A 25,564-nucleotide genomic window follows, 5' to 3' on the forward strand; every position below is an offset into this window, starting at 1 on the left:
AAATTAAGAGCTAGATTTAGCTTTTAATTTACTATAAAAAGCACTTAATTTATTTAAAATAAATTTACGCTCTGCGTGCTCTAAACCTAAAAGCCAAATAGTAGATATTACTACAAACATAGACGTAAAACTCTCTACTATTAGATATAAAAATGTATCGCCCATCAAGCTATCCAGATACCACATAATCAGAAAACTAAATAGCGCCACTAAAAAAACCCTACTTAAAACCACTCTGCAATATACTCTGATAGATAAGCCAATCATTTTACGCATAAATAACAACCGAACAGAAAATGCAATTGTAGAAATTACGACCATTAATGCCATTGCCGCTTCTGGCTTTGCTCCATAGACGAACAATAAATAAGATAGAGGAAGATTCAAAAGTAATACCCCCCCTGTAACAATTTGGTAAATTTTAATATTGCCATTTGCCTGAGCGCCCACAATCAATGCACCTGACAAACTAATAACTAGAGAATCTACTAAGGACAATTGACAGAAAATAATGACTTTTTCAGGTAGCTGACCAAGCCAAATGCTTAAAATTTGTTCTGTCTGTAGTAAGACTGGCAAAGTAAGTATTAATAGCAGGAAGAAAGAATACTTTGAGCCTTTTAAAATTAAAGACTGCATATATTCATGTTCACCAGAAGCATATGACTTCGTTATTAAGGGGTTCATGGACATTTGTAAATTTGATGAAAAGCTTCGAATAGCCATATTAACTTGATTAGAAATGGCTCGAGAAGCATTAAGCGCGGGACCAAAAAATATATTTAATAGTACATTCAGTCCTTGATTCATGGTTACAACTGCAATATTACCAATTAGGTTCCAACCAGTAAAACCTAGCAGTTTTTTAAATAAGTCCATGTCCCAAAATAATGCGTACTTAGTGTCCTCTATTTTATATTTGCAAAATAAGAAATATAAAGACCAAATAAAGGCAGATGAAAACACTATTAATATCGAATATACAACCAAGTTATCGCCTAGGCTTAGATAAAGCGTAAAAGCTACAATTAACTTTAGAGAAACCTCTAAAACACCTATATAAGCGAAGGCACCCATTTTCTCATTAGATATTATAGATGCGATATATGGTATGCCCATAATCGAGAACCCAAAAGAAATGAGTGCACATTGATAGGCCCAGTTAGCAGCATAAAGTCGCTCAGCAGGAATATTTAACTTATTATTTAAAAACCAAAGACCGATTGATTCCATCAAGACAACAACCAAAATAAAAATGACTGCATGAATATTTACACTCATCTTGAATATATCTTTGACTCTATTTGTTGCACTACCATGCTCGTATGATAGGAATCGTTGTGTTGACGCAGACATTGCGCCTGTCATAAATGACATCATTGTCACTATACCTGCCACAACATTATAAATACCGTAATCTTCTATACCTAATGCATCAAGGACCAGACGTGATGTGTAAAGACTTATACCTAAAACTAATATCATTCTAATATACAAAAATAATGTATTTTTTATTACTCTTTTATTTTTTTCACTATTTTGCATTTAAGCTTATTCTCTTAATTTAATATGAAGTTATCAGTAGCTTTAAGCTTAGAAGGGAGAATTATTGTGTTTTATTATCTGAAATTTTATTCATTAAGAAGCTAATTCTATTATCCCAGCAATTTTTCTCTGCATATTTTCTTCTTTGAATATTTTTGGATAAAGTATTTTCAGCCAGCTGAGTTTTTATTGACTTAATAAATTCATCATGTGTGTTGGCAATACCCATAAACTCTTTCGCCTTATCATCAATATCACAATTAACAGAGACGACAGGTAAACCGTAAGAATAATATTCAGTAATTTTTAATGGGTTTCTAAACTTATTAAATGAATTATCCTTATATGGGCATATGCCTATAGAAAAGTTTTTTATCTCTTCGCCTAAAAGCTCATATTTCATGTAACCTAATAGCTCAACATTTTCACACCCGTCTAATGCTTCAAAAACAACCTTGGAATACCCTCCGATTAGCCTAATAGAATACCCCTTAAAAGCTTTAGATATTTTTTTTACCAACTCAACATCAAGACTATTATCTAACTGCCCAACAAACCCAATGACCTTACTTACATTTTGCTTATTTAGTTTATCAACATTACTAGGTATCAACTCTCTTGAAATAGCGTTTGGATAATAATAAATCCCATTGGATCTAATGGTTTTATACGTTTCATAAAGCTTAGAGCTAGAGACTAGGGTAAATAAACTATTGCTTATGCAATCTATTAAAGTTTTATCGAATTGTTCGCTGGAGCTAAATTTATAACTAATATCATCTTTATAATTATCATAATGTAGATATATATAAGGCTTTAAGTTTTTAAGATAAAGGTATTGATTAGGTTTATAGAACCAACTTATTACGTCTTTAGTATTCAAGTAATTACGCCTCGCGTAACTAACTTGCAGCTTGATAGGTAGCTCTACAAACAAGCACATTAAAGCCTTAGACTTTAAGGCCCATGTCATTGGAATTAATACATATAAACTGAGTATTTTGAGATTATCAAACTCTTGTTCATCTTTTCTAAAAGAAAATATTCGACGGAGTCCTTTTAAAAAAGACTCAGGGGGTTTGTAATAAACAGCTTTTACATCTCCGACCTTAATAACTGCTTCGATTTCTCTTTTCCTATGAAAAGATTTAAAATCACTCGCGATAGAAAAAAATATAAAGTTTAAAATACTCATTACACCTTTAAAAAGAATTCTCAGTAAATAACATTTTATTAATTACTATTTACAACAGGAAGAAGACTTACATTAGTACTATTAGCATTTATCGCTTTCCAGTTTAGGTCGCATATACCGTCTGTTGGAGAAAATGCGGTAGGCGATTGCAGTAACAGCTTACGTATTTGAATATGATCAGACTCATCACACGCTAATTTGAGTTTATCTAAAAATGGCTCAAGCTCACTCCATGGCATTTTAATTTCTTGAGCACTTAAAATTCTTGGGTGATCTGTGCCAATTACATTATCGCCAATTAAAAGCTCTTCAAAGAGTTTTTCACCTGGTCGCAGGCCAGTACATTTTATTTCTATATCACCATTAGGGCGTTTTTCGTGTTTAACCTCAAGTCCAGATAAGTGAACCATTTTAGTTGCTAAATCTTTTATTTTTACAGGCTCTCCCATATCGAGTACAAATACGTCACTACCAACTCCCATTGCTCCTGCTTGAATAACTAGCTGAGCTGCTTCTGGAATTGTCATAAAGTAACGGGTTATGTCTTGGTGGGTTAGTGTTATTGGACCACCCGCTTTAATTTGCTTTCTAAACAGGGGTACAACAGATCCTGACGACCCCAAAACATTACCAAATCTCACCATAGTAAAACGAGTGGTATTTTGAATTTCAGATAGTCCCTGCAATACAAGCTCTGCCATACGCTTTGTAGTGCCCATAATATTAGTTGGGCGAACAGCTTTATCTGTAGAGATTAATACAAATGTTTCCACATTTGTATTAATCGCAGCGGTCGCTAAATTATAAGTGCCAAAAACATTATTGCGCACACCTTCAACAACATTATGCTCTACTAATGGGACATGCTTATAGGCCGCTGCATGGTATACCGTTTGAACACAAAACGTTGTGAACGTTGACTCAACTAGTTTTTTATTTTGAACTGAGCCTAAAATCGGCAGTACTTCAATATTTAGATTATTAGCAATATTATACTCTGATAACTCTTTTTCAATTGCATATAACGCAAACTCAGACTGCTCAAACAATACTAATTTGACAGGTTTATTTTTAACTATTTGCCTACACAACTCTGAACCTATTGAACCGCCCGCGCCAGTAACCATTACGACTTTATTAGCTATATTTGCAGACATAAGATCTTGTCTTGGCTGAACTGAATCACGACCTAACAAGTCATCAATCTCAACATCTTTTACTTCATCAAGATTAGTTGTTCCCGATACAATATCAGCCATTCCTGGTATGGTCATAACTTGTAACTTAAATTTCTCTATCGCGTTTAAAATTTCTTTTCGGCGACTTCTTGAAGCGCTAGGAAGTGCCAGCAAAATTTTATTCGCGCACTTTTGTTTTGCAACCTCAGCAATTTGTGATGGTGCATGTACGCAAACACCTTGTATGAAAGATAAGTGTTTTTTTGGATCGTCATCTATAAAGGCGATAGGAGAATATTCAGGACCATTTGCTAAGGCAGTTGCAAGCTGACGGCCTGCAGAACCTGCTCCGTATATAATTACTCCTTTTTTACGGCGCATAGTTACTTGCCCAACAATAGCCCGCACTGTAAGCCTCGCACCACCAACAAATAAAATGCAAAAACTAGCATAAATAAACGGAACTGTTCTAGGTACTGGGGCGCTTAAAAAGAAGGATAAAACTGTTAAATAAACAGTTGAAAGTACTACTCCTGCAATAATAGTCCACATTGCTTGGGTATTCATGTAACGTAACACAGCTCTATAAAGGCCAAGTTTTACAAAGCTTAATAAGCTTAGAGGCAATAAAGCTGTAAGTAATATCCAAGTATGTATATTTTTTAGTACTGCAGCACTATCCAGTCTTAGTAAAAAAGCGAGCCAAAAAGCAGTAATAATAAAAATACTATCTATAACAAGAGAGACAACTCTTTTTTGAGGGCGGGGTAAATTAACTAAAAACTTTAAAAACACAGTACGATTCCCTGAAGTTAGCAGTAAGACTACTATTCTATAGGTTACAATTTTACTACAAGATGAACAGCTAATGCACTTAATAGTTAAAGACTATATGCAAATATTTATATAGTCTTTATGTATTTGGTTATTTTTTGTAAGTTTTTGTATTACTTTGGCTTACTACTTAACTCTGTCTCCACTCCCTTTACCTGTTACAGTTTGCAATATATAGCTAAAGTAGTCTTTTAAATTCAATGTACTAATCATTTTATAATCAGTTTCAGCCAGCAACTCAGGTGTAGACATATCAATCTCATTAACTTGAGCTAAACCAGTAATTCCCGGGCGAACATTATATATACCTTTAATATCGCGGGCTTTTGTTAATTCGCCTTGATTAAACAAACCAGGGCGTGGACCTACTAAGCTCATCTCGCCTTTTAAAACATTCCACAACTGTGGTAGTTCATCCAATTTTGTTTTACGTAAAAAACCACCAAAAGGAGTTATAGATGATGTACTTGCTAAATGACTTGCTACCGATGCGGTATCTACCTTCATTGTCCTAAACTTAACTAAAGTAAAAGGTTTTTTGTATCTCCCTACTCGTTCTTGCACAAAAATTGGAGAGCCAGTATCAAATAAACCTATTACGTATAAAATTATTAAAAATGGCATTGCTAATGCTAAACCAAACAATGCAAAAATAAAATCGAGTGCTCTAATCATGTGTTTCTCTAGTTAGCTGGCGCATAGCTGCATTCATTGTATAAGGCGGTGTCCAATTTAGTAATTGAAACATATTGCTCGAGTCTACTTCTAAATCATTAAATAATTGTTTACTTAAAGTTGGTTTTCCCAACAAATTAATAGTTAATTTCATTAAAGATACAGGGACAGGAAGATGCCAAAGCGTTTTATTAATACCTTTTGCAATTGAATTCGAAAACGCTTTAGTCGATATAACTTGATTATCTGATGCTAAAAATATTTGTCCCGCAGCTTTTTCGTGCTTTAAACACAAAACAATAAAATCGACTAAGTTTTGCACTGCAATAAAGCTTCGCTTATTTTTCACAAAACCAAAAGGTAATACACCTAATTTACTGATCATTTTTAATAACAAGCTGAAGCTACCCGGAGCATCCTTTCCGTATACTAAAACGGGTCTAATTATTACAACTTCTAAGCCGGTCTTTTTAGCAATACTTTGCAACTCTTGCTCAGCATTGTACTTTGATATAGCATAATCATTATGTGGATTGGCTAAGTCTGCAGGTTTAAAGGGCTCTTCGCCAGAATTTAAGCCATTTACGCCTATAGTACTAATGAATATAAAACGCTTTACATTTGCTTTAACGGCTTCATTAGCTAAATACGACACTAACTCAGTATTATATTGAGTATATGTTTCAGGGTCTGCAGCGGCTGTATGGGCCACACCGGCTAAATGAACGAATGATTCACATCCAACTAAGTGCTCAGCCTTAACATCAAACAAGTCATCATATTTAATGTGTTTTTTTGCTGCTATGCTTTTTCTTGTTAGTGCTAATAGTTCAATGTCTTTAGGGCAATTTATGAGTAGCTCTTTCCCTATAAAACCAGTTGCACCTGTAATTGCTACTTTCATATTAACTCTCTATTTTTAATAACATTAATCACTACTTTATTTTTCGAGAAAAAAGATAAACCAAGTAAAGTAGTTTTTGCGGTAGCAACCTTGGTAATGATCGTACTATAAAATAAAAATACGATTTTAAAGCGTACTGAGGAAATAATTTAGCTTTTTGCTTAGCAAGTTTAGCCTCGTAAGTCACATATTTAAAGCCAGTACGACGCGAAACCATCTCTTTGCCTGCGCGTGCCTTCACCAGTGTTTGTTGAATATTGTATCCTTGGTATCCGCTACTAAGTAGGCGTAACCATAAATACCAATCTTCCATGGATATCATGTGTTTATAACTACCAACAGACATAACAACGCTTTTTTTAAACATAACGCTTATGTGGTTAAAAGGATTTCGTGAGATTCCGCTTTTAATAATGTCATCGTTAAACTCTTTTACATAGCGAGTTGCTATATAATTTGTGCTTTCACATTCTATTTCATCAATAAACGATCCGCAAAAAGCAAGTAATGGCTTTGCTTTAAATACTGCTAATTGTTTTTCAAAACGCTCTGGCAAACATAAGTCATCAGTATCCATTCTTGCAACAAGCTCGTAAGAGCACGCCTTTAACCCTTCGTTTAAAGCATTCCCAAGCCCCACGTTTACTTGTAAAGGGACCAACACCATATTAAGTTGTAGTTTCCATTTATTTATTACATCCATCAAGCTTTGCTTAATAGGGCCATCGAGTACAAGTATAACCTCTGATGATCTGGCAGTTTGACTATGTAAACTCTCAAGACATGCATTTAAATATGTAGGGTTTTCTTTGTCATAAATTGACATTAAAACCGAAAAGTCAGTCATTCATTTTTCCTATTAATACACAGTGGGCAGAATACAATAAAGAGCGCACTGTGAACTTTTACTTACTAGTTAACGCCAGCAGTTTATTGAATTCTTTTTCACTAATTAACTCATCTGAAAAATAGTCAAAATCAACGAGGTAATTATGTATGTAGCTAAGTACCCTTGAAAAATCGAAATCGCTATAAATTGCTCGGCCGTAAACTTTTAGCTCCTTATCGTAGATAAGTGCTTCTAGTCCAACAGTTGAATTTATAGTCACTACCACTTTAGCCTGTTTTATTAACTCGGTCGTATTACTATCTACGATTAAAAAATTATATTTATCTTTAAGAAGTATATAATCTTTTAAAATTTCGGGATCAGTTTCCGCAGGATGAATTTTAACATATAGTTTGTAATTGCGCTCTTTAGCTAACTTAACTGCTTTTTCGATAGCTTGCTGGTTGTTAATATCACTATTTAAAATTAACTGTGAGTCGTACCTTACTTGCGTAGGAAAAAAAATATAATCACAGCTCAAATCTATATCATCGAAAATAAGCTCTGAACTAGATTTAGATTTAAATAGCTTTAAAACAGAGATGATTTTTTTTATTAGCGATACCTTATCTTCTTCTCTAGTTCCTCTACCTAGCAGACTACTAAAATAATCTAATACATAAGCTTTAATAAACTTGGGTTCTAGCTTGCCTTGTGGGATAGGATTATTTTTATAATTTTCGTACACTTTGACCCAACGCTTATGCTCTTCTATATCTACAGGATCAAATGTATCTAGCTTTTGCGCATTAAAAAATAAGCTTGATTTTGCATTTACACCTAACTGGTCAAAAATGACTTTTCCTGGTAAATTACTTATTTCACAAAACAGAGTTTTTACACTTTTATTAGAAAAATGATCTATAAATGCTTTTTGTGAGGCTGAATTACCATTAAATACAATAGCAACTTCAACCTTTTGATAGTCTAATTGAACCAAAGCAAGGTTATCTCTTACCATCGTATAAACTTTTTTTGCTTTCTCTACTGATTGACTACCACGGTAAACATAAGTCAGATTCAAAAAATCAGTTTCTGAAGGAGTATCATTGTAATTACTGGCATGCTTTTCGTTTGCATTAAATAAAACAACTTTAAAGTCTTTTTTTAAAAAGCGGTAAACAGAGTACTTCGTTGTATAAAAGAGAAACTTTTTTTCTTTTATACCCTTTGCTAATCGATAGAAAAATGTAGCTCTATCGAAGTTATCAACATAAATAACTATCATTTCAGATCCTTTTAAAGCCTGCCAACAGGTGGTGGAGCTTTTTTATATTCTTCATACAATAATTCGTACATATTATTAGACAAAGATTCTTGCGTGGTTGACTTAGTAACAAGCACGCCAAATACAATTACATTTTGTGGTAACAAAAATATTGTGAATACCATTGAGTAAACAAAAAATCGATTAACGAAAATTCTCATATGCTCAGCTGCAAGTATTACTATTGGTAAAAAGAAGAACATACCAAAATAAATATAGCGTTCTGCTAACGTTCTTGAAAAAACAGCCAAAAATAATACGGGAAACATATATAGACTGACGTTGTATAGCATTTTTATTGCATATTCTTTTTTGTCTACGAGTTCTTCATTACCATATTTAAGTTTAAATTTACGTATGAAAACTTGTCGAACCCTATACATTGCAAAGATAAAAACAATTAATTTAATGAGTGCAATTAAAATAAATTCAAAATCTCTTCGCTCTATATACTCACTCCAAGGGCCTGTTAAAAATGTTATTAGCTTTCTTTGAATATGATCTAAAAAAGGTAAAATAGTAGCCAATGGGATTAACAAAAAGCCGATAATACCAACCACCAACAATACAGAGAACAATACTTTGTATTTATAAAAACGTTTTTTAAATAAAAGTATCGGAATAAACATAATAGAAAAAAGTATAGCCGCGGGATGTATAAGAGGCGCTAAAATTATAAACATTAATGCAGACTTTCTTCGTTGTGTACATAACAAGTATAAGGCTATATAGCTAAAAGAAAAAGATAACATAGACTCAAAATTACCAATGGCTGTACTTGGTAACGCTACTATTGTAAGAAGAAAAAACAGCAATAATTTTTTATTGTTGTTAAATGAAAATAAAACAGTAAACTTCAAACTTACAGCCAGCATTATAAAGTAGTTTAAAAAAAGAGATAAGCCTGTATAGAATTGCGGCCCCATTTCAAAGTATTTTAATATGCTAAATACGCTGTAGCGATACAGTTTTCCTGTTGCAAGAATGTGAATATCTGGTTTGTAAAAAGATAAATAGTATCTAGAGTAATCTCCAATATACGAAACGGGGTCCATTGCCATTCCATAAAAAATAAAAAATAATGAAAATATAAAGGAAACTAATAAATAGTTTTTCTTATTTATTAAAAAAGGGATCGTACATGAGACTAAAATAAAAGAGAAAACCGGATAATAAAAACTCCCGACTATAAATAATACATATAGAAAGAAGCTTTTAATGTTTGAATTTAGCATAGATACCTGCCAAAAATAATAAGATACTTTCAGACCATGTATATGGAATATTATTTTCAGCTAACATTTTTTTATTACATTTACTTAATAGGTAAATCTTATTTTTAAGTAAATATAAGCGCTCCGACAGGGAAAGCATGTAAGTACTTTTCATGTACCCTTCAAGAACAGTAAAAGCCTTCAATCCCTTAATATGTTGCTTTGTAGTTTTTAGATCAGTTATCTGTCCTTCACCATGATCCTTATTCCAAAAAGCGACTGGGTGATTAAAGTATTTTACTTTTTGAGACTTAATCACTTCCATATGTAACTGAGTATCTTGATATTTTGGTAGTGATTCTAAAAACTTTATTTTATCAAATTCTGCTTTTTTTATTAATGAACCATTAGTATGTAGCCCACCAATTGCATCAAAACTCGTAATAAATGTATTGTCTTGTAACAGCTTAGGCTTTATCCCACTCCCTTTTACATGACCAAAAGCAGCTATCAGTTTAGGCTGCTCTAATAGCTTATGCATTAAAAAATCAATTTTATCTTCGAAGTAGTAATCATCATCATCTAGAAAAGAGATGTAAGTTCCATTGGCTAATTCTGCCCCCCGGTTACGGGAAGCCGCCCCACCGAGTCTTTCTTTATTTCTCGAAATAGTTAGTGAGCGACTACCATTGTAGTCATCTAGCTGAACAGGGATATCTGAGTAATCATCTATAACTATAATTTCTATAGTTTTATAAGTTTGCTGGCAAACAGACTCTATAGCTCGTGTAAGCATTTTACTTCTATTCAACGTTGGAATTACTACGCTTACTAATGATTCTTTAGTGCTCATAACTTTTACCCACAATAATACACAATTTTACAAGCGCTTTATCCAAACACTCATATAAATATAGTCTTAAGCTTTGATTAGCTCTTTAATTTCGCTTTAAAAAAAAACGTAAAACTAAAAAGAAAAAACTTAAAATAATTCCTAGAAATGTACCTGCAATACAAATAATTGCTCTTCTTGGTTTAAATTTTTCTTCTGGGATTATTGCAGGATCTATAGTCTTAAATACATATTCATCACGCACATTAGCAAACATAATAGTTTTAGTTTGCTCCTCAACTAAGTTATAAAGGATACTTCTAATATCTGATACTTTTGTTTTTTCTAGTTGTTCAGTTAGAAATTGAGTACTTTTAATGGCCTCAGTTACATCACGCTGCTTCACTTCAATATTTATATCTTCTATTAGCCAGTTAACCCATTGCTGGGCTATTACGGGTGAAATATGCTCAACAGAAAATGTAATAGTGGAGCTTTCTGCTCCCGAAGTGGCTATAACTATTTTCGAAAATACTTTATAGGCTTCTTGCATTGATGGTTTAGCATGCTTTGGGGCCTTAACGTCTCGAATCCACTTATCTTCTGAAGGTAGATATAAATTTTTGTTATATGATATTGAGTTATTCGATATATCCCAACTTTTAGCTGCCATTAAGTCGGGTAATATTTCGTGTTTTTCTATAAAGTTACTGGTAAATTTACGTGATTTTAGTATTTCAAGTGCTAATTGAGTTTTATCATCACTGCCACCACCAATATCAACCCCAGCTAATCCTGCTAAACCACCAAATTGACTAGCTAAACCAGCCAACCCATTTGACTCTTTTGATTCTGCTGCTATCAGTACTGCTTCAGCCTTATATATATTAGGTAGATTAAGTGCATAAATTACAGAAGCTACAGCAAAACAACCGGTCACTATAAATATAAGTAGCTTTCCAGCCCATATGCTCGTTATTAGCTCACGTATGTCCAACTCATCATCTTGGTTGTATGAGACATCGGTCTCATTTCCAGCTTTACCACTTTGTTTAGTCATTTCGCATTTTTCACTTAATCTATTACTGAATAAAAATATGGTTAATTTTGATCGTGTTAGCCTATATACCACTAATAGCGGCAACTGCTACACCAAGCTGATAAAGGATCTGAGTTGCGGTGCTCCAAAGTGTGAGTCGATCCATGTGATCTGCATTCATAGGAATAACAATAGTGTCACCAGGCTCTAATTGATCAGCATTATTTACAGCAAACCAGCCACCTGTATTTGGTATTTTTACAGAGCCATTTGCTTTAATTATATAAATACGATCTTCAGCTGCACGCTCCTTAAGCCCGCCACTTAAGTCAATATAATCATCAACACTGACGCCAGCTTTATATAAGTGCGATGTTGAATAGTTAACTTCACCAATTACGCTAATAGAGTCTCGCTTACTCGGTACGTAAAGCACATCACCATCTTGTAGGACTAAATTTTGTTTATCTTCAACAATTAGTGGTAAATCTATTACTAAACGCCCAACAGCTTCTATGCTTGCTAAGTCATTTAATAGTTTATTCATTTCTTCATACGATAATGTGTTACTGCTTACCGAGTTTTGAAAGCTTTTAGAAGCTATATCACGACGAAGCTCTGTTGAAAGGCGAGCTAATTGCTGTTCTTCCTGCTTTTTAATTGAAGAACGAGTAAATATTGCTGCCTTTTTCTCTGCAAATTGTGAAAAACCACCTGCACGCTCAAGTAATTCAGTGAGCGTTTCACCTCGGCGTATTGTGTAAGTACCCGGGAACTTAAGCTCACCCTTTAGCTCAACTTTTACATTTTCTTGCCAATTTGGAATTGCAAAAACGTTTATGCTGTCTTTACTTTGTAATGTAATATTACTTTGAAGGTCCTCTTTCATCGCACTTTCAAGATCAAATCGTAAGTGTTCTATTTTAGAACCATCACTCGCAACAATACGTGTAATTTCAGCTTGTTTTATGTATGCAGATTCAAGCAATCCACCTGCTGCTGTTATTAAATCACTTACCTCACCACCAATCATTAGTGGATAAATACCAGGAAAAGTAACGCTCCCGCTAATCTCAACTAATTGCATAGCTTGCTGCACTGATGCTTGCTGCTTAAATTTAGCAATAATTGGAGCTAATAAATTATGGCGACTAAATAACGCGTAATCTTCAGGTTTGAGTTCTTGGTCTTCTTCTTCTTTTGCTTTGCGTTTAGAAATTTCAGCAATCGTTAGTATTTTGTTGTCTTCAAGAACAAGTTCTTCGTCTTCTTGATTAATACCAATATATTTTTCAAACTCTTTTTGCTCAAACTTATGCCACTGCTCTGCTTTTTGTTGCTGCTCTTGCTGCTCTTGGCTGAGAGCCATATTTGCTAATGCAGATAACTCAGCTTCTTTTTCTTCAAAACGACTAAATATAACAATTTTATCATTACTCTGAAGCTGTAAGTTATTTTCTGGATTTTTGATAATAGCTTGGGCTACATCAAACTGATGCGCTTCAATATCGCCATTAATATTGATTTCACGGATTACGAGTCCGTAGCTTAAATCGGCTTGCGGTAGTAAGTCACCTCGCACTGATTTAAGGATATCTGAAATACGCTTACCTTCATGCCATTGATAATTACCAGGGCGAGCAGCAGCACCAATTAAGCTAACTGAATTTTGGTATTGAGAGCTAACTGAATTAAAACGAATGCGATCGCCATCTTGTGGAATATAGTTAATTTGTGGTTTTGAGAAATCTACCGACAGCACTTCTTTACGATCGAAATTAAAGCGCTCTACAATTACGCTCTTAGCGTACGCATTTGGTTTAAGACCCCCAGCCATAGCTAGTAATTGCTTGGCAGACTCACCTTTTTTAAGTTCGAATATAGCAGGGCGTTTAACCGCGCCTTCAACTCTGACTTGAGCACCAACCGATGGTATAAATACAGCATCACCAGGCTTTAGTACTATGTCGTTGCTGCTATCGCCATTAATAAGTAGGTCGTATAGATCGAAGTTTGCAATTACTTTTCCTGCTCGCTTAACTTGAATATTACGTAACGATGCAATATCAGAAACACCACCACTTACAAATAATGCGTGCGAAACAGTTGTTAAAGAAGACACGCTATAACTACCAGGTTTGTATGCTTCACCTAATACCAATATACGCATACTACGAAGCTGCCCAAGCGATACGAAGGCTTTTACCCCTATCACTTCTTGTTCTACTTTTGCTTTCACTAACTCTTTAATTTCTGCAAAAGTTAAACCCGCGATCTCAACAGGGCTTAAATCAGGGATACTTAATCGCCCTTCACGATCAACTATTACTTCATAGCTATTGCTTTCTTTCCCATATAAGTTGATTTTTAACTGATCGCCTGGACCTACAATATATGTGTCGGGAACTGCCGCGTTTTCGTTTGGCATAAATGTTGTTGGTTCACCAGCAAACAGCTCGTAACCAAATGGTTTTAATTCATCTGTTTTAGGCTTAAAACGTTCTTCGTCTGTAAGCTCTTCTTTTTCTGGCTCTGTGCGCTCACCAATACTATTTTGCTGCTGCGTACTATTTTGATTGTTAGATTGATTTGTCCCGGTGATCGTAGATATATCAACACCATATTGCTCAGCTAGAGCTTCTTGCTGGGCTTTGGGTAACTTTTTAAATTGCTCTATTTGAGAAGGTGTTGGCGTAAAAGCCAAAGTACTAAAACTACAAAGTAGAATAAAAGCACTAATAAATTGCGTAAAAACTTTCACGAGTAGGTATATCCCTAGGTCTACAACCAAAATTGATGGCTATAATACATTAATTTTGAGCAAATAAAAAAGGGACTTTCGTCCCTTTTGTCACTTTAGTGTCATTAACTTAGTTACATTGGTTAAAAACTGTAAACCAGAGTAAATGATGTTTCTGTGTCAGTGCTTTCTTTGTCGTCAGCAACATCTGAGTTGTTAGTGACATTAAAAGCGACTTTCATTTGTAATGAGCCGTTTATTTTTGCAAGTAATGCAGTTTCAGAGCGAGTTTTAGTGTTTGTTTCACCATATTCAACAGCAACTAATTGCGTAAAACGTGCATTTTCAGAAATTTGCCAGTTGTAATCTAATTTACCTAAGGCAATTACTTCGCCTTCAAATTCACCAGCAAGAGAGTTACCGTTATCATCTATTTCAGTGCTGTCATCTGGGTATTCAAAATATTTATAACCAGGACCAACTTCGGCACTTAACCACATTGTTTTTTCGTTTAATAAACGTAGACCATAACCTGCAGAAATTACTGACTCACTTCTATATGCTCCAAAATAATCTGAAACGTGTGAACCATAAATGAATAGATGAGAATGATCTTCATTTAATTTGTAATTACCTTGCGCAGAAATAGAGTACTTTTCATTAGTACGCTGCTTGTTTTTGTCGCCGTTAGCATCTTCAACTTCATCTTCTTTGTAAATGCCATCTAGTTTATATTCATTGTTCCATTGTTCAAGGTTGTGCTGAACCTTAATACCACCTTTAAGCGTGGTTGTTTCTGTATTACCGCTTGTGATAATAGCGCCAAGCTCACTGGTAACTTCCCACGTTTTTTGTTCTGTGTCTACGTCTGCAGCAAATGCGTTAGTTGCAGCAGAGGCTGCAACTAAAATTGATAAAAGCTTTAATTTCATTAAAAAATAACCTTTGTATAAAATGTGTATCTATTTTATTAAACCGCTACTTGTAAGAGCAAGCAAAACAACTCATTAATTACGTTAAAAATTTTCATGCAGAGAACTCCACATGAAAATTTTATATTTTTGAGTAGCTTTACTACTGCAACAATTAAGACGAGCTTTAATTAAATAGGTATTTAAAATTAGTCTTGCTTGTGAAAATGAACATCCATTTGTGGAAATGGGATTGCAATATTTGCATCATCTAATGCAATTTTAATGTTTTCCATTAATGACCAGTAAGTAGGCCAGTAATCTGCAGCGTTAACCCAAGGACGAACAACAAAGTTTACGCTAGAATCCCCTAACTCATTTACAGCTACGGTATAAGCTGGATCTTTAAGTATGCGTGTTTCTGCATCTAATACAGACTTCAATACTTCTTTAGCTTGACGTAAATCAGCATCGTAACCAACGCCAATAACTAAGTCGATACGGCGAGTAGACTCACGCGAGAAGTTAGTAATAGCGCCTGACATTATTTGAGAGTTTGGTACGATGATTACTTTATTATCTGGAGTACGAAGTTCAGTTGAGAATATTTCGATTTTCTTAACAGTACCCATTTTATTACCGGCTTCAACAAAGTCACCAGACTTGAATGGGCGAAGTAAAATAATAAGTACGCCTGATGCGAAGTTAGATAATGAACCTTGTAATGCTAAACCAACAGCTAAACCGGCAGCACCTAAAATAGCAATGAACGAAGTTGTTTCAATGCCAATTTGCGAAAGTGCCATTAAAATAGTTACAGCAAATACAAGTGTGTACACAATACTTGAAACAAATGAAGCGACAGCTTTATCTACTTTCTTTTTAGCAAAACCTTTTTCAGTTAAGTTAGAACAAAACTTAGCAACACGACTACCAAGTAAAAAGATAACAAGCGCAACAACAGCTTGTATACCGTAGTGTAAAATTAGGCCTGAGTTATCGTTAAGCCAATTAAGTACTGAATCCATATTTACTCCAAATGTTTTTTATTAAGCGTTTTCGGGCATTATTATACATTAATTTACAATTTACTCTCATGAAATAATGAATTAATACTATTAAATGCAAGTATATTCTATTTTTTAGAGGCATTTATGCGATAAAACATAGCCTACTTTGAAAAAATATTAACGACTAAATACTAATTATATTTGCCTGATTTAAATTATTTTAATTTATTTCACTTTTGGGCTTCACAACAATTATTATTTTATGTATTATGCGCGCCACACCAAACAAGGTGTGTGTAGTGGCGGTTGTAGCTCAGTTGGTAGAGCCCCGGATTGTGATTCCGGTTGTCGCGGGTTCAAGCCCCGTCAATCGCCCCACTTTTTTATCTTAGTAATATCCTATCTTTATATTGAATAATCTCCCTTACTTATCTCTTTTAATATCCCGTACAGCAAACCAAAGCTTTATCACCTGAATTAATTAATATTTTAAACTAAAACAGTTTTTCAGCAACCTTCCCTATTTAAATTAGTTTAGCGCGAAGATTTATTAAACAAGTATCCAGCCTGCAATTAAATTACATTTATTTAACCAATGTGATTGTACTGGCTGTACTTCAATACAAAAAGTGCTAGGTTTCTAGTACTAACATCATTTTATTACAAAACATCAAACTTCTACTGGGATATAAAATTAAGCATGATTAAACAGGTTTTAGGAAATTTACTGTGTAGTTGTTTAGCTGTAATGAGCTTTAACTCATTGGCTCAAAGCAATGATGAATATAATAAGCTATTGATTGAGCTTCAAAAATTAGTTTCTGAAAAAAAATACACTCAGGCTTATCAAAAAAGTAATAGCGAATACCAGTACCTGGGCGAACCCGTATACGACTTTTTATTAGGGGTCAGTGCACTTAAAACAGGGCATGCGGCGCCAGCTGTATTTGCTTTTGAACGCGTGGTTGAAAATAATCCTAGATGGTATGAAGCTCGCTTGTACTTAGTTCGCGCTTATTTAACAGTTAATAACTTACCTGCTGCCGATACTCAAGCTTTAATACTAATCAACTCACCTGACACACCTAATAATATAAAGTCTTCAGCACAGTCATTGCTAGAAACTGCAGCACTTAAGCAACAAGAGGCTGGACGCTCTTATAAACAAAATATTGAGCTTGCCCTTGGCGTTGATGGCAACGTAAACGCAGGTACTGCAGAAAATACGATTATAATTCCTAATATTGGTGAGTTTTTGTTATCGCCAGAAAGTAAGAGTACGCAGGACAACTATGCACGACTTAATTACAGAGGAAAGTACTCTCACCCTATTGATAAAAAAAGCTTAATCACTTTAAGTATTGATACCAGGTGGTACAAGTTTGAAGAACTCAGTCAATACGATCGTATAAATGCGCACATTAATGCCGCCTATCAATATAAACAAAATGACATAAGTTGGTTTGCACGAGTTGCTACCACTCCGTTGATGCTTGATGGCGAACTTTATCGTACTGAATCAGCTTTAACGGCCGGAGCTAATTTTACGCTAAATAAACAAGTTAATTTATTTAGCTCTTTGACTGCAGGTGTTTTAAACAATAGATTTGATGAAAAGCTCGATAACTCATTTTATGCGATAAATACAGGTGCTAGCTATGCAGCTAAAAATTGGTTTCAAAGCTTAAGCATTAACGCTAAAAGCGAGGAAGCTGACATTACTGAGGGTGAATTTAATAGCCGTAATATTACGAGCTTGTACTACCAAGTGAACACTCAGTTGGCTCAACATTGGCAGTTGTTATCTCTTGCTGGATACCAATGGATTAATTATAAAGATGATCACCCTTTATTTTTACAAGAACGTGCCGATAACCTCTTTATGTTCTCAACTTCTGTTCGCTACTTAGTTAATCGCGATTTAGCCATACAGTTGGCTGCCAACTATCAAGATAAATCCAGTAATATTTCTTTATTCGAATATGACCGTTTAGATATAAATTTAAGCGCTTCTTACTCATTTTAATTTAAGGTATTTATGAAACATTTACTCCCTGTAATTACCACTTTACTTTGTGTAAGTTTTTATACACAAGCAAACGACCCTGCTGGTAAAACTATTTTAGCACGAGGCTCTGTACTCGCGGTTGATGGAAGCAATGAACAACAACGACAGTTGCAGCGCAGAGATACTGTTTTTGGCGTAGATCGCATTACGACTGGAGAGAAAAGCAAAGCGCAATTTTCGATGTTGGATGGTGGTTTAATAGCCTTAAAAGAAAACTCAGAATTAAATATTGCTAACTACGAATTTAATGACAATACCCAACAAGGCTCTGCTTCTATTGAGTTACTTAAAGGCGGTTTGCGCTCTATTTCCGGCGTAATTAAAAAAAATGGCGGCTCTTATAGTGTAAAAACTCCCGTAGGCTCTATTGGTATACGCGGAACGCATTTTGAAGTTCAACTGGTTAAAGGCGATGTATTTTTAGCGGTATGGGATGGCGCAATAGATTTAACGTTAGAAAATAATAACGTGGTTTCTTTGGGTGATAACGAGGCATTTTCGTTTGCACAAATTACAGCCACTGGTGAAGTCTTTAAAACAACACGTGCGGCACGCGTGTTTGATCAAAATATAGTAGCAATTGATCCTAAAGACGACAACGAAGAAGAAACTGAGCAAGCATCGGTAACTGAAGTTGAAGTAAATGCTTTTGAAGCTGATACAGGTGTTATGGATATATATTCTGAACAACAATTTCAAACTGTTAGCAGCGCATCTTTAGTCGATCAAATAGCTCAGCGCCAAGGTGTATTTAACTATGAGGTATCAAGCTTTAATGTAAATTCGAGTGTGGGTGCTGTTACTGACTTTGCTATGACTATGGCAGTTGATTTTGATAATGGCACCGTGCCTGATGGCGAAATTAGTTTTAATGACGCCGGTGGAAATTGGTATGCAGCTTACAGCGGCTTAATAAATTTAAGCGAACTTGAGCTGGCCGTTACATTTGCATCCCATGGTAACAATAAAGCCGAGGGCGATGTTGATGCAATATTTTTGAATGACTTAGACAATATTACTGGCAACTTTAATCTTAATGAAATAAATAATCCTGATGTAAATGCTAGCGGTTCTTTTAAATTAGAACCATAAACACATTGGATACAAAGCTTTTATTATGGAGTATTTAAAATGACAGCAAAAAATATATTTTTGCTTGGTTCTGTGGTGTTTTTGTTAAGTGCCTGTGGAGGCTCAGAAGAAAGTCCCACTCAAGAGGCAATACAATCACCTACGGCTGAAGTAATGCCAACGGTGACTAGCTATATAAATTTGGCTGGTGTTATAGCGAGTAATCAAACCAAGAGTACAAAAGTTTTAGGTGCTGTCACTTCAAGTAGAGGGGTTGTTGGAGCAAGTTTAGCTAATACTCGCGCTAATATTGTTTTTTCACAAACAAACGACACCGTACTAGGTAATGTTTCTTTTTTACTTGAAGCTTCGGATACTGATGGCATTGCTGAAGTTAATTTAGTACTCCCTAGCGTTAATAAAAGCATATCACTTTGTTCTTCTGATTGTGGTGTTGACTACGAAAAGTCAATTATAGGCCTCAGCCCTGCGCTTTATGGCGCAACTCCAGGGGAAATACGCCTTGAAATATGGATAACTGACACTTTAAATAATCAAGCACTTGCTGATGCAATCACTTTTAACTGGCAACCATATCAAATTGAAGGTGTTACAGCACAACGAGACGAAGATAATATTAATCTTTCGTGGCAAGCCAACCCCGAACTTAATCGTTACAACGTTTATATTGCAACTCAAGCTGGAGTCTCATCTACTAATATTAATGAATTAGAGAATGGGCAACAATTTTTAAGTATTCAAGATACTGCATTAAGCATTACCGAGTCACTTACTAATAAAAGTTACCAAGTACTTATTACCGGTGTTGATGGCAGTGGTGAAAGTGGTTTTGCTAATATAATAAACATAGCGCCAGTGGGTGGAGAGCTTGCATTTGCACCAGAGGCAAATGCCGATCAGTTTCAGATAAGTGAAGATCAAACTCTGCAAGGTAACGTACTAACAAATGATACGAATCAATACAGTGGCGATTTACGTGTAAATGCAGATGCATTAATTCTACCGCAGCATGGCACTCTTAATATAAATGAAAATGGGGATTTTACTTATATCCCTATTGCAAACTTTAATGGTGAAGATGCCTTTAGCTATCAAGTTGCTAACGAGCTAGGTATGACAGACACCGCAGTTGTAGAGATAACCATTTTAGCTGTTAACGACGCTCCTATAGCGCTTGATAATACTTACAGCGTTACAAACAATGGAACCTTAGTTGTCCTATCGCCAGGCTTACTTATAAACGATAGCGATATAGACTTAGATGACTTAACTGTTGATACAACGCCGGTTAGCGAACCAACAAGAGGACAATTAACCCTTTTTGATAATGGTGGCTTTGAATACCAAGGCGAGCAAAATATGCAAGGCCAAGACAGTTTTCAGTACAGAGTTGTTGATGCACAAGGTGCTCAGGCTATTGCAAATGTAACTATTGTAAGCTCAAACACTAACGTAGCCCCTGTAACAAAAAATGATAGCTATAGTTTAAGCGAAGATGAAACACTTGTGGTTACAGCTGCCAATGGTGTGCTTAGTAACGATACTGACCCAAATAATGACAGTTTTTCAGTTGATGAAACGTTTATGGTGGCACCCACACATGGCCAACTATTATTAGCAACTGATGGCAGCTTTAGTTATGTGCCGGATGCTAATTTTAATGGTGTTGATCAATTTCAATACCAAGCTATAGACTCATTAGGTGCAACCTCTACAGCCACAGTAACTTTAGTAATAAACAGCGAACCCGATAACCCTGTTGCACAAAATGATGCCTATCAATTTAGCAAAAATAAACTATTTGAAGTAACAGTACAAAATGGCTTATTAATTAACGACTTTAATATTGAGGCTGGTGATTTATCGGTTAATACCACGGCAATTAATACAACTCAAAATGGCGAACTTACATTAAATGCTGATGGCTCATTTACCTATCAGCCAGACTTAGGTTTTATTGGTGTAGATAGCTTTACCTATTCAATTTCAAATGAGCAAGGCTTAACTGCAACAGCTCTAGTAACCTTAAGTGAAAGCGGCGTTAATACTTTTCCACAAGCCAATGACGATCAATATACGTTAGACGAAGACAGCTCTGCATCTTTTTTAGATGTGCTAGCTAACGACACTGATGCAGATGGCGATACAATTACTATTTCTAATATAGAAAATACTGCTGGTGAAGCGACTATTGTCGCCGGAAAAATACAGTTTACTCCACCAGCAAATTTTTCAGGTGAAATAGTACTGACTTACACCATTACCGATGGTTATAGCACTGGTAATGAAGGTATAAACGACAGAACAGCAAGTGTGACGATTACTGTTACACCCGTTAATGATGCCCCTACTGCAAATGCTGACACGGCAACGATGAACGAAGATGCAGCGCCAATACTAATAAACGTATTAGCCAATGACTCAGACGTGGATGGCGACAGCCTTACCATAAGCGCAGCATCAGCTGATATTGGCTCTGTATCAGTGGTTGGCAATCAAATTCAATACACACCGGCAGCCGACGACATCGGCTTCGCAACAGTTACTTATACTGTAAGCGATAGCAACGGCGGTGCCAGTACAGCAACGTTAACTATCACTATTACACCTGTAAATGATGCTCCAATAGCAAATGCTGACACGGCAACTATGGCGGAAGATGCAGCACCAATACTAATAAACGTATTAGCCAATGACTCAGACGTGGATGGCGACAGCCTTACCATAAGCGCAGCATCAGCTAATATTGGCTCTGTATCAGTGGTTGGCAATCAAATTCAATACACACCGGCAGCCGACGACATCGGCTTCGCAACAGTTACTTATACTGTAAGCGATAGCAACGGCGGTGCCAGTACAGCAACGTTAACTATCACTATTACACCTGTAAATGATGCTCCAATAGCAAATGCTGACACGGCAACTATGGCGGAAGATGCAGCACCAATACTAATAAACGTATTAGCCAATGACTCAGACGTGGATGGCGACAGCCTTACCATAAGCGCAGCATCAGCTAATATTGGCTCTGTATCAGTGGTTGGCAATCAAATTCAATATACACCGGCAGCCAATGCAAATGGACTCGTAACTGTTGTTTATACGGCAATTGATAGCAACGGCGGCGCCAGTACAGCAACGTTAACTATCACTATTACACCTGTAAATGATGCTCCAATAGCAAATGCTGACACGGCAACTATGGCGGAAGATGCAGCGCCAATGCTAATAAACGTATTAGCAAATGACTCAGACGTGGATGGCGACAGCCTTGCCATAAGCGCAGCGTCAGTCGATAGCGGTTCAGTATCCGTTGTCGATAACAAACTACAGTACACACCGGCTGCAAATACCAACGGTATTGTTGTTGTCAGTTATACTGTAAATGATGGGAATAACGCTACAGATACTGGTAGTTTATCAATTACGATTACTCCTATTAACGATGCTCCAGTTGCGTCAAACCAAGGTTTTAATATTAGCGAAAACGCAACCGATGGTGACACTATTGGGACTGTTAGTGCCTCAGACATTGAGAACCAAAATTTAAGTTACACCCTGCTCAGTGGTGCCCCCATATTCGAAATAAATAATGATTCTGGCTTATTAACTGTAAAAGGTGAAAGCCCGTTTGATTTTGAAACAACTCCTCAGTACATATTGAGCCTAGCTATTACTGACGATGGTACGCCTAACGAAACAACTACTATTGATATAATAATTGATGTCACTGATGATGCGGAGCCTCTAGTTCCTGTTGAAGATGAAACATTTGGTCGCCCTATAACAGGTGAACTTGAGCTTTCGGGTGTTTTTTCAAGTGGTGAATTTAATGACAGTATTGAGCTAAATAATAACCTTTACTTTGTAGGTTTTAGTAATAACAGCGACAAAGATATTGTTATTGCATCCTATACAACGAGTGGTGTGATAAATACAGCATTTAACAGTGATGGCGTTAAGGTATTAGATTTAGAAAATGATGAAGAAGCAACTGCTATTATCTCTGATGGTACAAGCCTCTTTGTTGCTTACACTAGTTTTGATGGCACAAATACCGAAGCATGTTTGTTGAAAATGAATACCGCTGGCGTATTAAGTAATAACTCTGGAGATAATAATTCAGGTATTCACTGTACCGCATTAGCAAGCACTCTCGTTATTAATGACCTTGAGTTTAGCGACAATAAAATTCAAGCTGTTGGTAAGTCATTTAATGGTAACGACGACGATAGCTTATGGATAAAATACGATATATCTACACTCGCTTATGAAGCCGGAAGCCCTAAAATTGTCGATGTGAGCGGTGCTAATAGAGATGACGAAGCGTTTGCTATTAAAAACTTTAATAGCTCTGATCTTATGGTTGCCGGCAGTGTAACAAGTGCAACTGGCGATAAAGACGTACTTATTCGTTATTTAATTTCTGATGGTGAAAACAACGGAAGTTTTAATGGTAGCGCAGCATTATCGTTCGACTTGTCTGAGAATAATAAAGATGACGAATTATTTGCAATTGGCGGCGCTAAAAACACCGAATTTACAGCTTTTGCAGGTGGTTACATAACTCGTAACAGTGGTGAAAAAGAAGCCGTGGTTTTGGCTATTGATAAAACGGGTACTCTTATAACGAGTTTTGGTGATGCAGGTACTGCTATTTACGATATTGATGGTAACGGTGGTGCAGGTAATGGTGGCGCGAACGTAACAGGCGTAAAATACGAGCCAATTAAAAATGGAATTACTTTATCTGGCACTACCGGTGTTTCAGCTAACGAAAAGTTATTTTCTGCCCGTATTTTAACTTCAGACGGCTCACTTGATAGTACTTATGGTGCATCAGGTATTAATATCATTTCAGATATCAATGGAAAACAATTTGCCAAATCAGCAACTATAGATGCTAATGATACTGTATGGATATCGGGTGTTGTTGACGACTCAACCACCAAACCATTTGTTGCTGCAGTTGACGAGCAAGCCACATTATTTACCAACTTTGCAGACGTTGGTTATCTTGCTTTTGATACTATAAGCGCAGAATCTGACGATCAATCAATGCACGTTTTACAACTTAGCAATGACCCTCATGCCGGTAAGTATATTCTTGCATCAACGGCTAAATCGGACTCAATTACTAAGTTAGTATTAACACGCTTTACGAGTGCGGGTGCTATCGATACTAGCTTTAGCGAAAGTGGCCATAAAGAAATTGCCATAGATTTAAGCGCATCTAATATAGCGTTGGTTGAACACAATAGCGGAAGCTTATTTATTGCGGGATCTAAAAGCAAAACTGACGGTGAAGAGGGCTTTATAGCTAAAGTTGATCAAAATGGTGATTTAGATACCTCATTCGCCAGTGATGGTATTTACTATACTACTATTTCAGGTGCTGAAAAGCTTAACTTAACTGATTTAGCACTTCATGATGGCGACATTGTTGCAGTTGGCTCTGTAGTTATAGCTGATACCCCTAGCTCGTTTATCATGATGCTAGATTCTGACGGTACACTTGACGATAACTTTGGTAGTAATGGAACAATTATAGGAATACCTTTTGAATATTATGAAAGTGTTTTTATTAATGATGATAATATTTTTATTGGTGGTAAATCTGTATCAGGTGCCAGTTCAGAATTAGTAGCATTAAAGCTCGACTCCGACGGCGAGCAAACCTACAAATACACAGGTGAAACAACCACTGATACCGAGAATAAAATGGTAAAAGTTTTAGTCGACGAATCAAATAAATTATATTTAATTGCAAACGTTGTAGATACACCTAATAAAGCCAGTATTACGCGATTACTTGCATCCGGAGTAATTGATGACAGCTATCCGTTAGGCCAATACGCGTTAGCTTCAACGGGAGATACCGAAGTAAAAAGTGCCGTTTTTGATAGCAACAACAATATTGTTTTAGTTGGTATGGGCAATAATAAAGGAATGTTAGCGCGTATTTTAACTGACGGTACTTTAGATAATACGTTTGGAGCCAGTGGTGCCGGATTTTATGAAGCAAGCCAATGTGTCAGTACACATGTATTTACTTCAATCATCTTACAAAATGACACCCAAGTTGTTGTAAGCAGCACCTGTAATGACACTAACTCTAACAATGTTAGTATTTCTAAATTCAATTTTGTAGAAGATGGAGCTTAGCCTTAA

The 25,564-nt window shown here is 35.7% G+C and carries 16 protein-coding genes and 1 tRNA gene; 4 read left to right on the top strand and 13 right to left on the bottom strand.

Annotation, left to right across the window (positions count from 1 at the left end; genetic code table 11):
* Nucleotides 1–3: 3 nt before the first annotated feature.
* From ABX891_RS16040 to ABX891_RS16100, 13 genes are all read right to left on the bottom strand, one after another.
* Nucleotides 4–1,545 carry an MATE family efflux transporter gene (locus ABX891_RS16040; protein ID WP_354629958.1) on the bottom strand — a complete coding sequence of 514 codons (1,542 nt, stop codon included), beginning with the start codon at nt 1,543–1,545 and terminating at the stop codon, nt 4–6.
* Between the two features lie 61 nt (nt 1,546–1,606).
* On the bottom strand, nt 1,607–2,740 hold the full coding sequence (locus ABX891_RS16045; protein ID WP_354629960.1) for a glycosyltransferase: 1,134 nt from the start codon (nt 2,738–2,740) through the stop codon (nt 1,607–1,609).
* A 38-nt stretch (nt 2,741–2,778) separates the two neighbouring features.
* Complete coding sequence (locus tag ABX891_RS16050; protein WP_354629962.1) at nt 2,779–4,713, bottom strand: polysaccharide biosynthesis protein; 1,935 nt, start codon at nt 4,711–4,713, stop codon at nt 2,779–2,781.
* A 165-nt stretch (nt 4,714–4,878) separates the two neighbouring features.
* On the bottom strand, nt 4,879–5,427 hold the full coding sequence (locus ABX891_RS16055) for a sugar transferase (protein ID WP_354629964.1): 549 nt from the start codon (nt 5,425–5,427) through the stop codon (nt 4,879–4,881).
* Nucleotides 5,420–6,331, bottom strand: coding sequence for an NAD-dependent epimerase/dehydratase family protein (locus ABX891_RS16060; RefSeq protein WP_354629965.1), 912 nt, complete (start codon nt 6,329–6,331; stop codon nt 5,420–5,422). Before ABX891_RS16060 ends, ABX891_RS16055 begins: the two co-directional genes overlap by 8 nt.
* 31 nt (nt 6,332–6,362) lie before the next feature.
* Entirely contained in the window at nt 6,363–7,178 is an 816-nt protein-coding gene (locus ABX891_RS16065) for a glycosyltransferase (RefSeq protein ID WP_354629967.1), read from the bottom strand.
* Between the two features lie 58 nt (nt 7,179–7,236).
* Nucleotides 7,237–8,448, bottom strand: coding sequence for a capsular polysaccharide export protein, LipB/KpsS family (locus ABX891_RS16070; RefSeq protein WP_354629969.1), 1,212 nt, complete (start codon nt 8,446–8,448; stop codon nt 7,237–7,239).
* Nucleotides 8,449–8,459: 11 nt separating this feature from the next.
* Nucleotides 8,460–9,542 (bottom strand): hypothetical protein, encoded by a 1,083-nt coding sequence (locus ABX891_RS16075; RefSeq protein ID WP_354629971.1) that lies wholly within the window; start codon nt 9,540–9,542, stop codon nt 8,460–8,462.
* Between the two features lie 160 nt (nt 9,543–9,702).
* A complete protein-coding gene (locus tag ABX891_RS16080) occupies nt 9,703–10,554 on the bottom strand; it encodes a glycosyltransferase family A protein (protein ID WP_354629973.1) in 852 nt (283 codons plus the stop codon).
* An 85-nt stretch (nt 10,555–10,639) separates the two neighbouring features.
* Nucleotides 10,640–11,593 (bottom strand): Wzz/FepE/Etk N-terminal domain-containing protein, encoded by a 954-nt coding sequence (locus ABX891_RS16085; protein ID WP_354629975.1) that lies wholly within the window; start codon nt 11,591–11,593, stop codon nt 10,640–10,642.
* A 61-nt stretch (nt 11,594–11,654) separates the two neighbouring features.
* A complete protein-coding gene (locus ABX891_RS16090) occupies nt 11,655–14,333 on the bottom strand; it encodes an SLBB domain-containing protein (RefSeq protein WP_354629977.1) in 2,679 nt (892 codons plus the stop codon).
* Between the two features lie 122 nt (nt 14,334–14,455).
* On the bottom strand, nt 14,456–15,244 hold the full coding sequence (locus tag ABX891_RS16095) for a DUF481 domain-containing protein (protein WP_010554134.1): 789 nt from the start codon (nt 15,242–15,244) through the stop codon (nt 14,456–14,458).
* Nucleotides 15,245–15,432: 188 nt separating this feature from the next.
* Complete coding sequence (locus ABX891_RS16100) at nt 15,433–16,251, bottom strand: mechanosensitive ion channel family protein (RefSeq protein ID WP_354629979.1); 819 nt, start codon at nt 16,249–16,251, stop codon at nt 15,433–15,435.
* A 284-nt stretch (nt 16,252–16,535) separates the two neighbouring features.
* Here ABX891_RS16100 and ABX891_RS16105 point away from each other — a divergent pair.
* The 4 genes from ABX891_RS16105 to ABX891_RS16120 all read left to right on the top strand — a co-directional run bounded on the left by ABX891_RS16105 (nt 16,536) and on the right by ABX891_RS16120 (nt 25,558).
* Nucleotides 16,536–16,611: transfer RNA gene (locus ABX891_RS16105), tRNA-His, on the top strand.
* Nucleotides 16,612–16,933: 322 nt separating this feature from the next.
* Complete coding sequence (locus ABX891_RS16110; protein ID WP_354629981.1) at nt 16,934–18,259, top strand: hypothetical protein; 1,326 nt, start codon at nt 16,934–16,936, stop codon at nt 18,257–18,259.
* Between the two features lie 12 nt (nt 18,260–18,271).
* Nucleotides 18,272–19,393 (top strand): FecR family protein, encoded by a 1,122-nt coding sequence (locus tag ABX891_RS16115; protein WP_182752335.1) that lies wholly within the window; start codon nt 18,272–18,274, stop codon nt 19,391–19,393.
* Between the two features lie 39 nt (nt 19,394–19,432).
* Nucleotides 19,433–25,558, top strand: coding sequence for an Ig-like domain-containing protein (locus ABX891_RS16120; RefSeq protein WP_354629983.1), 6,126 nt, complete (start codon nt 19,433–19,435; stop codon nt 25,556–25,558).
* Nucleotides 25,559–25,564: the final 6 nt, after the last annotated feature.

The organism is Pseudoalteromonas sp. NCIMB 1079, assembly GCF_040567695.1.
GTDB classification, from domain to species: Bacteria; Pseudomonadota; Gammaproteobacteria; order Enterobacterales; family Alteromonadaceae; genus Pseudoalteromonas; species Pseudoalteromonas distincta.

Coding starts and splice junctions, on each gene's coding strand:
- ABX891_RS16040 (WP_354629958.1), bottom strand. CDS start 1,545: ATGCAAAATAGTGAAAAAAATAAAAGAGTAATAAAAAATACATTATTT.
- ABX891_RS16045 (WP_354629960.1), bottom strand. CDS start 2,740: ATGAGTATTTTAAACTTTATATTTTTTTCTATCGCGAGTGATTTTAAA.
- ABX891_RS16055 (WP_354629964.1), bottom strand. CDS start 5,427: ATGATTAGAGCACTCGATTTTATTTTTGCATTGTTTGGTTTAGCATTA.
- ABX891_RS16060 (WP_354629965.1), bottom strand. CDS start 6,331: ATGAAAGTAGCAATTACAGGTGCAACTGGTTTTATAGGGAAAGAGCTA.
- ABX891_RS16065 (WP_354629967.1), bottom strand. CDS start 7,178: ATGACTGACTTTTCGGTTTTAATGTCAATTTATGACAAAGAAAACCCT.
- ABX891_RS16070 (WP_354629969.1), bottom strand. CDS start 8,448: ATGATAGTTATTTATGTTGATAACTTCGATAGAGCTACATTTTTCTAT.
- ABX891_RS16075 (WP_354629971.1), bottom strand. CDS start 9,542: ATGGACCCCGTTTCGTATATTGGAGATTACTCTAGATACTATTTATCT.
- ABX891_RS16080 (WP_354629973.1), bottom strand. CDS start 10,554: ATGAGCACTAAAGAATCATTAGTAAGCGTAGTAATTCCAACGTTGAAT.
- ABX891_RS16085 (WP_354629975.1), bottom strand. CDS start 11,593: ATGACTAAACAAAGTGGTAAAGCTGGAAATGAGACCGATGTCTCATAC.
- ABX891_RS16095 (WP_010554134.1), bottom strand. CDS start 15,244: ATGAAATTAAAGCTTTTATCAATTTTAGTTGCAGCCTCTGCTGCAACT.
- ABX891_RS16100 (WP_354629979.1), bottom strand. CDS start 16,251: ATGGATTCAGTACTTAATTGGCTTAACGATAACTCAGGCCTAATTTTA.
- ABX891_RS16110 (WP_354629981.1), top strand. CDS start 16,934: ATGATTAAACAGGTTTTAGGAAATTTACTGTGTAGTTGTTTAGCTGTA.
- ABX891_RS16115 (WP_182752335.1), top strand. CDS start 18,272: ATGAAACATTTACTCCCTGTAATTACCACTTTACTTTGTGTAAGTTTT.
- ABX891_RS16120 (WP_354629983.1), top strand. CDS start 19,433: ATGACAGCAAAAAATATATTTTTGCTTGGTTCTGTGGTGTTTTTGTTA.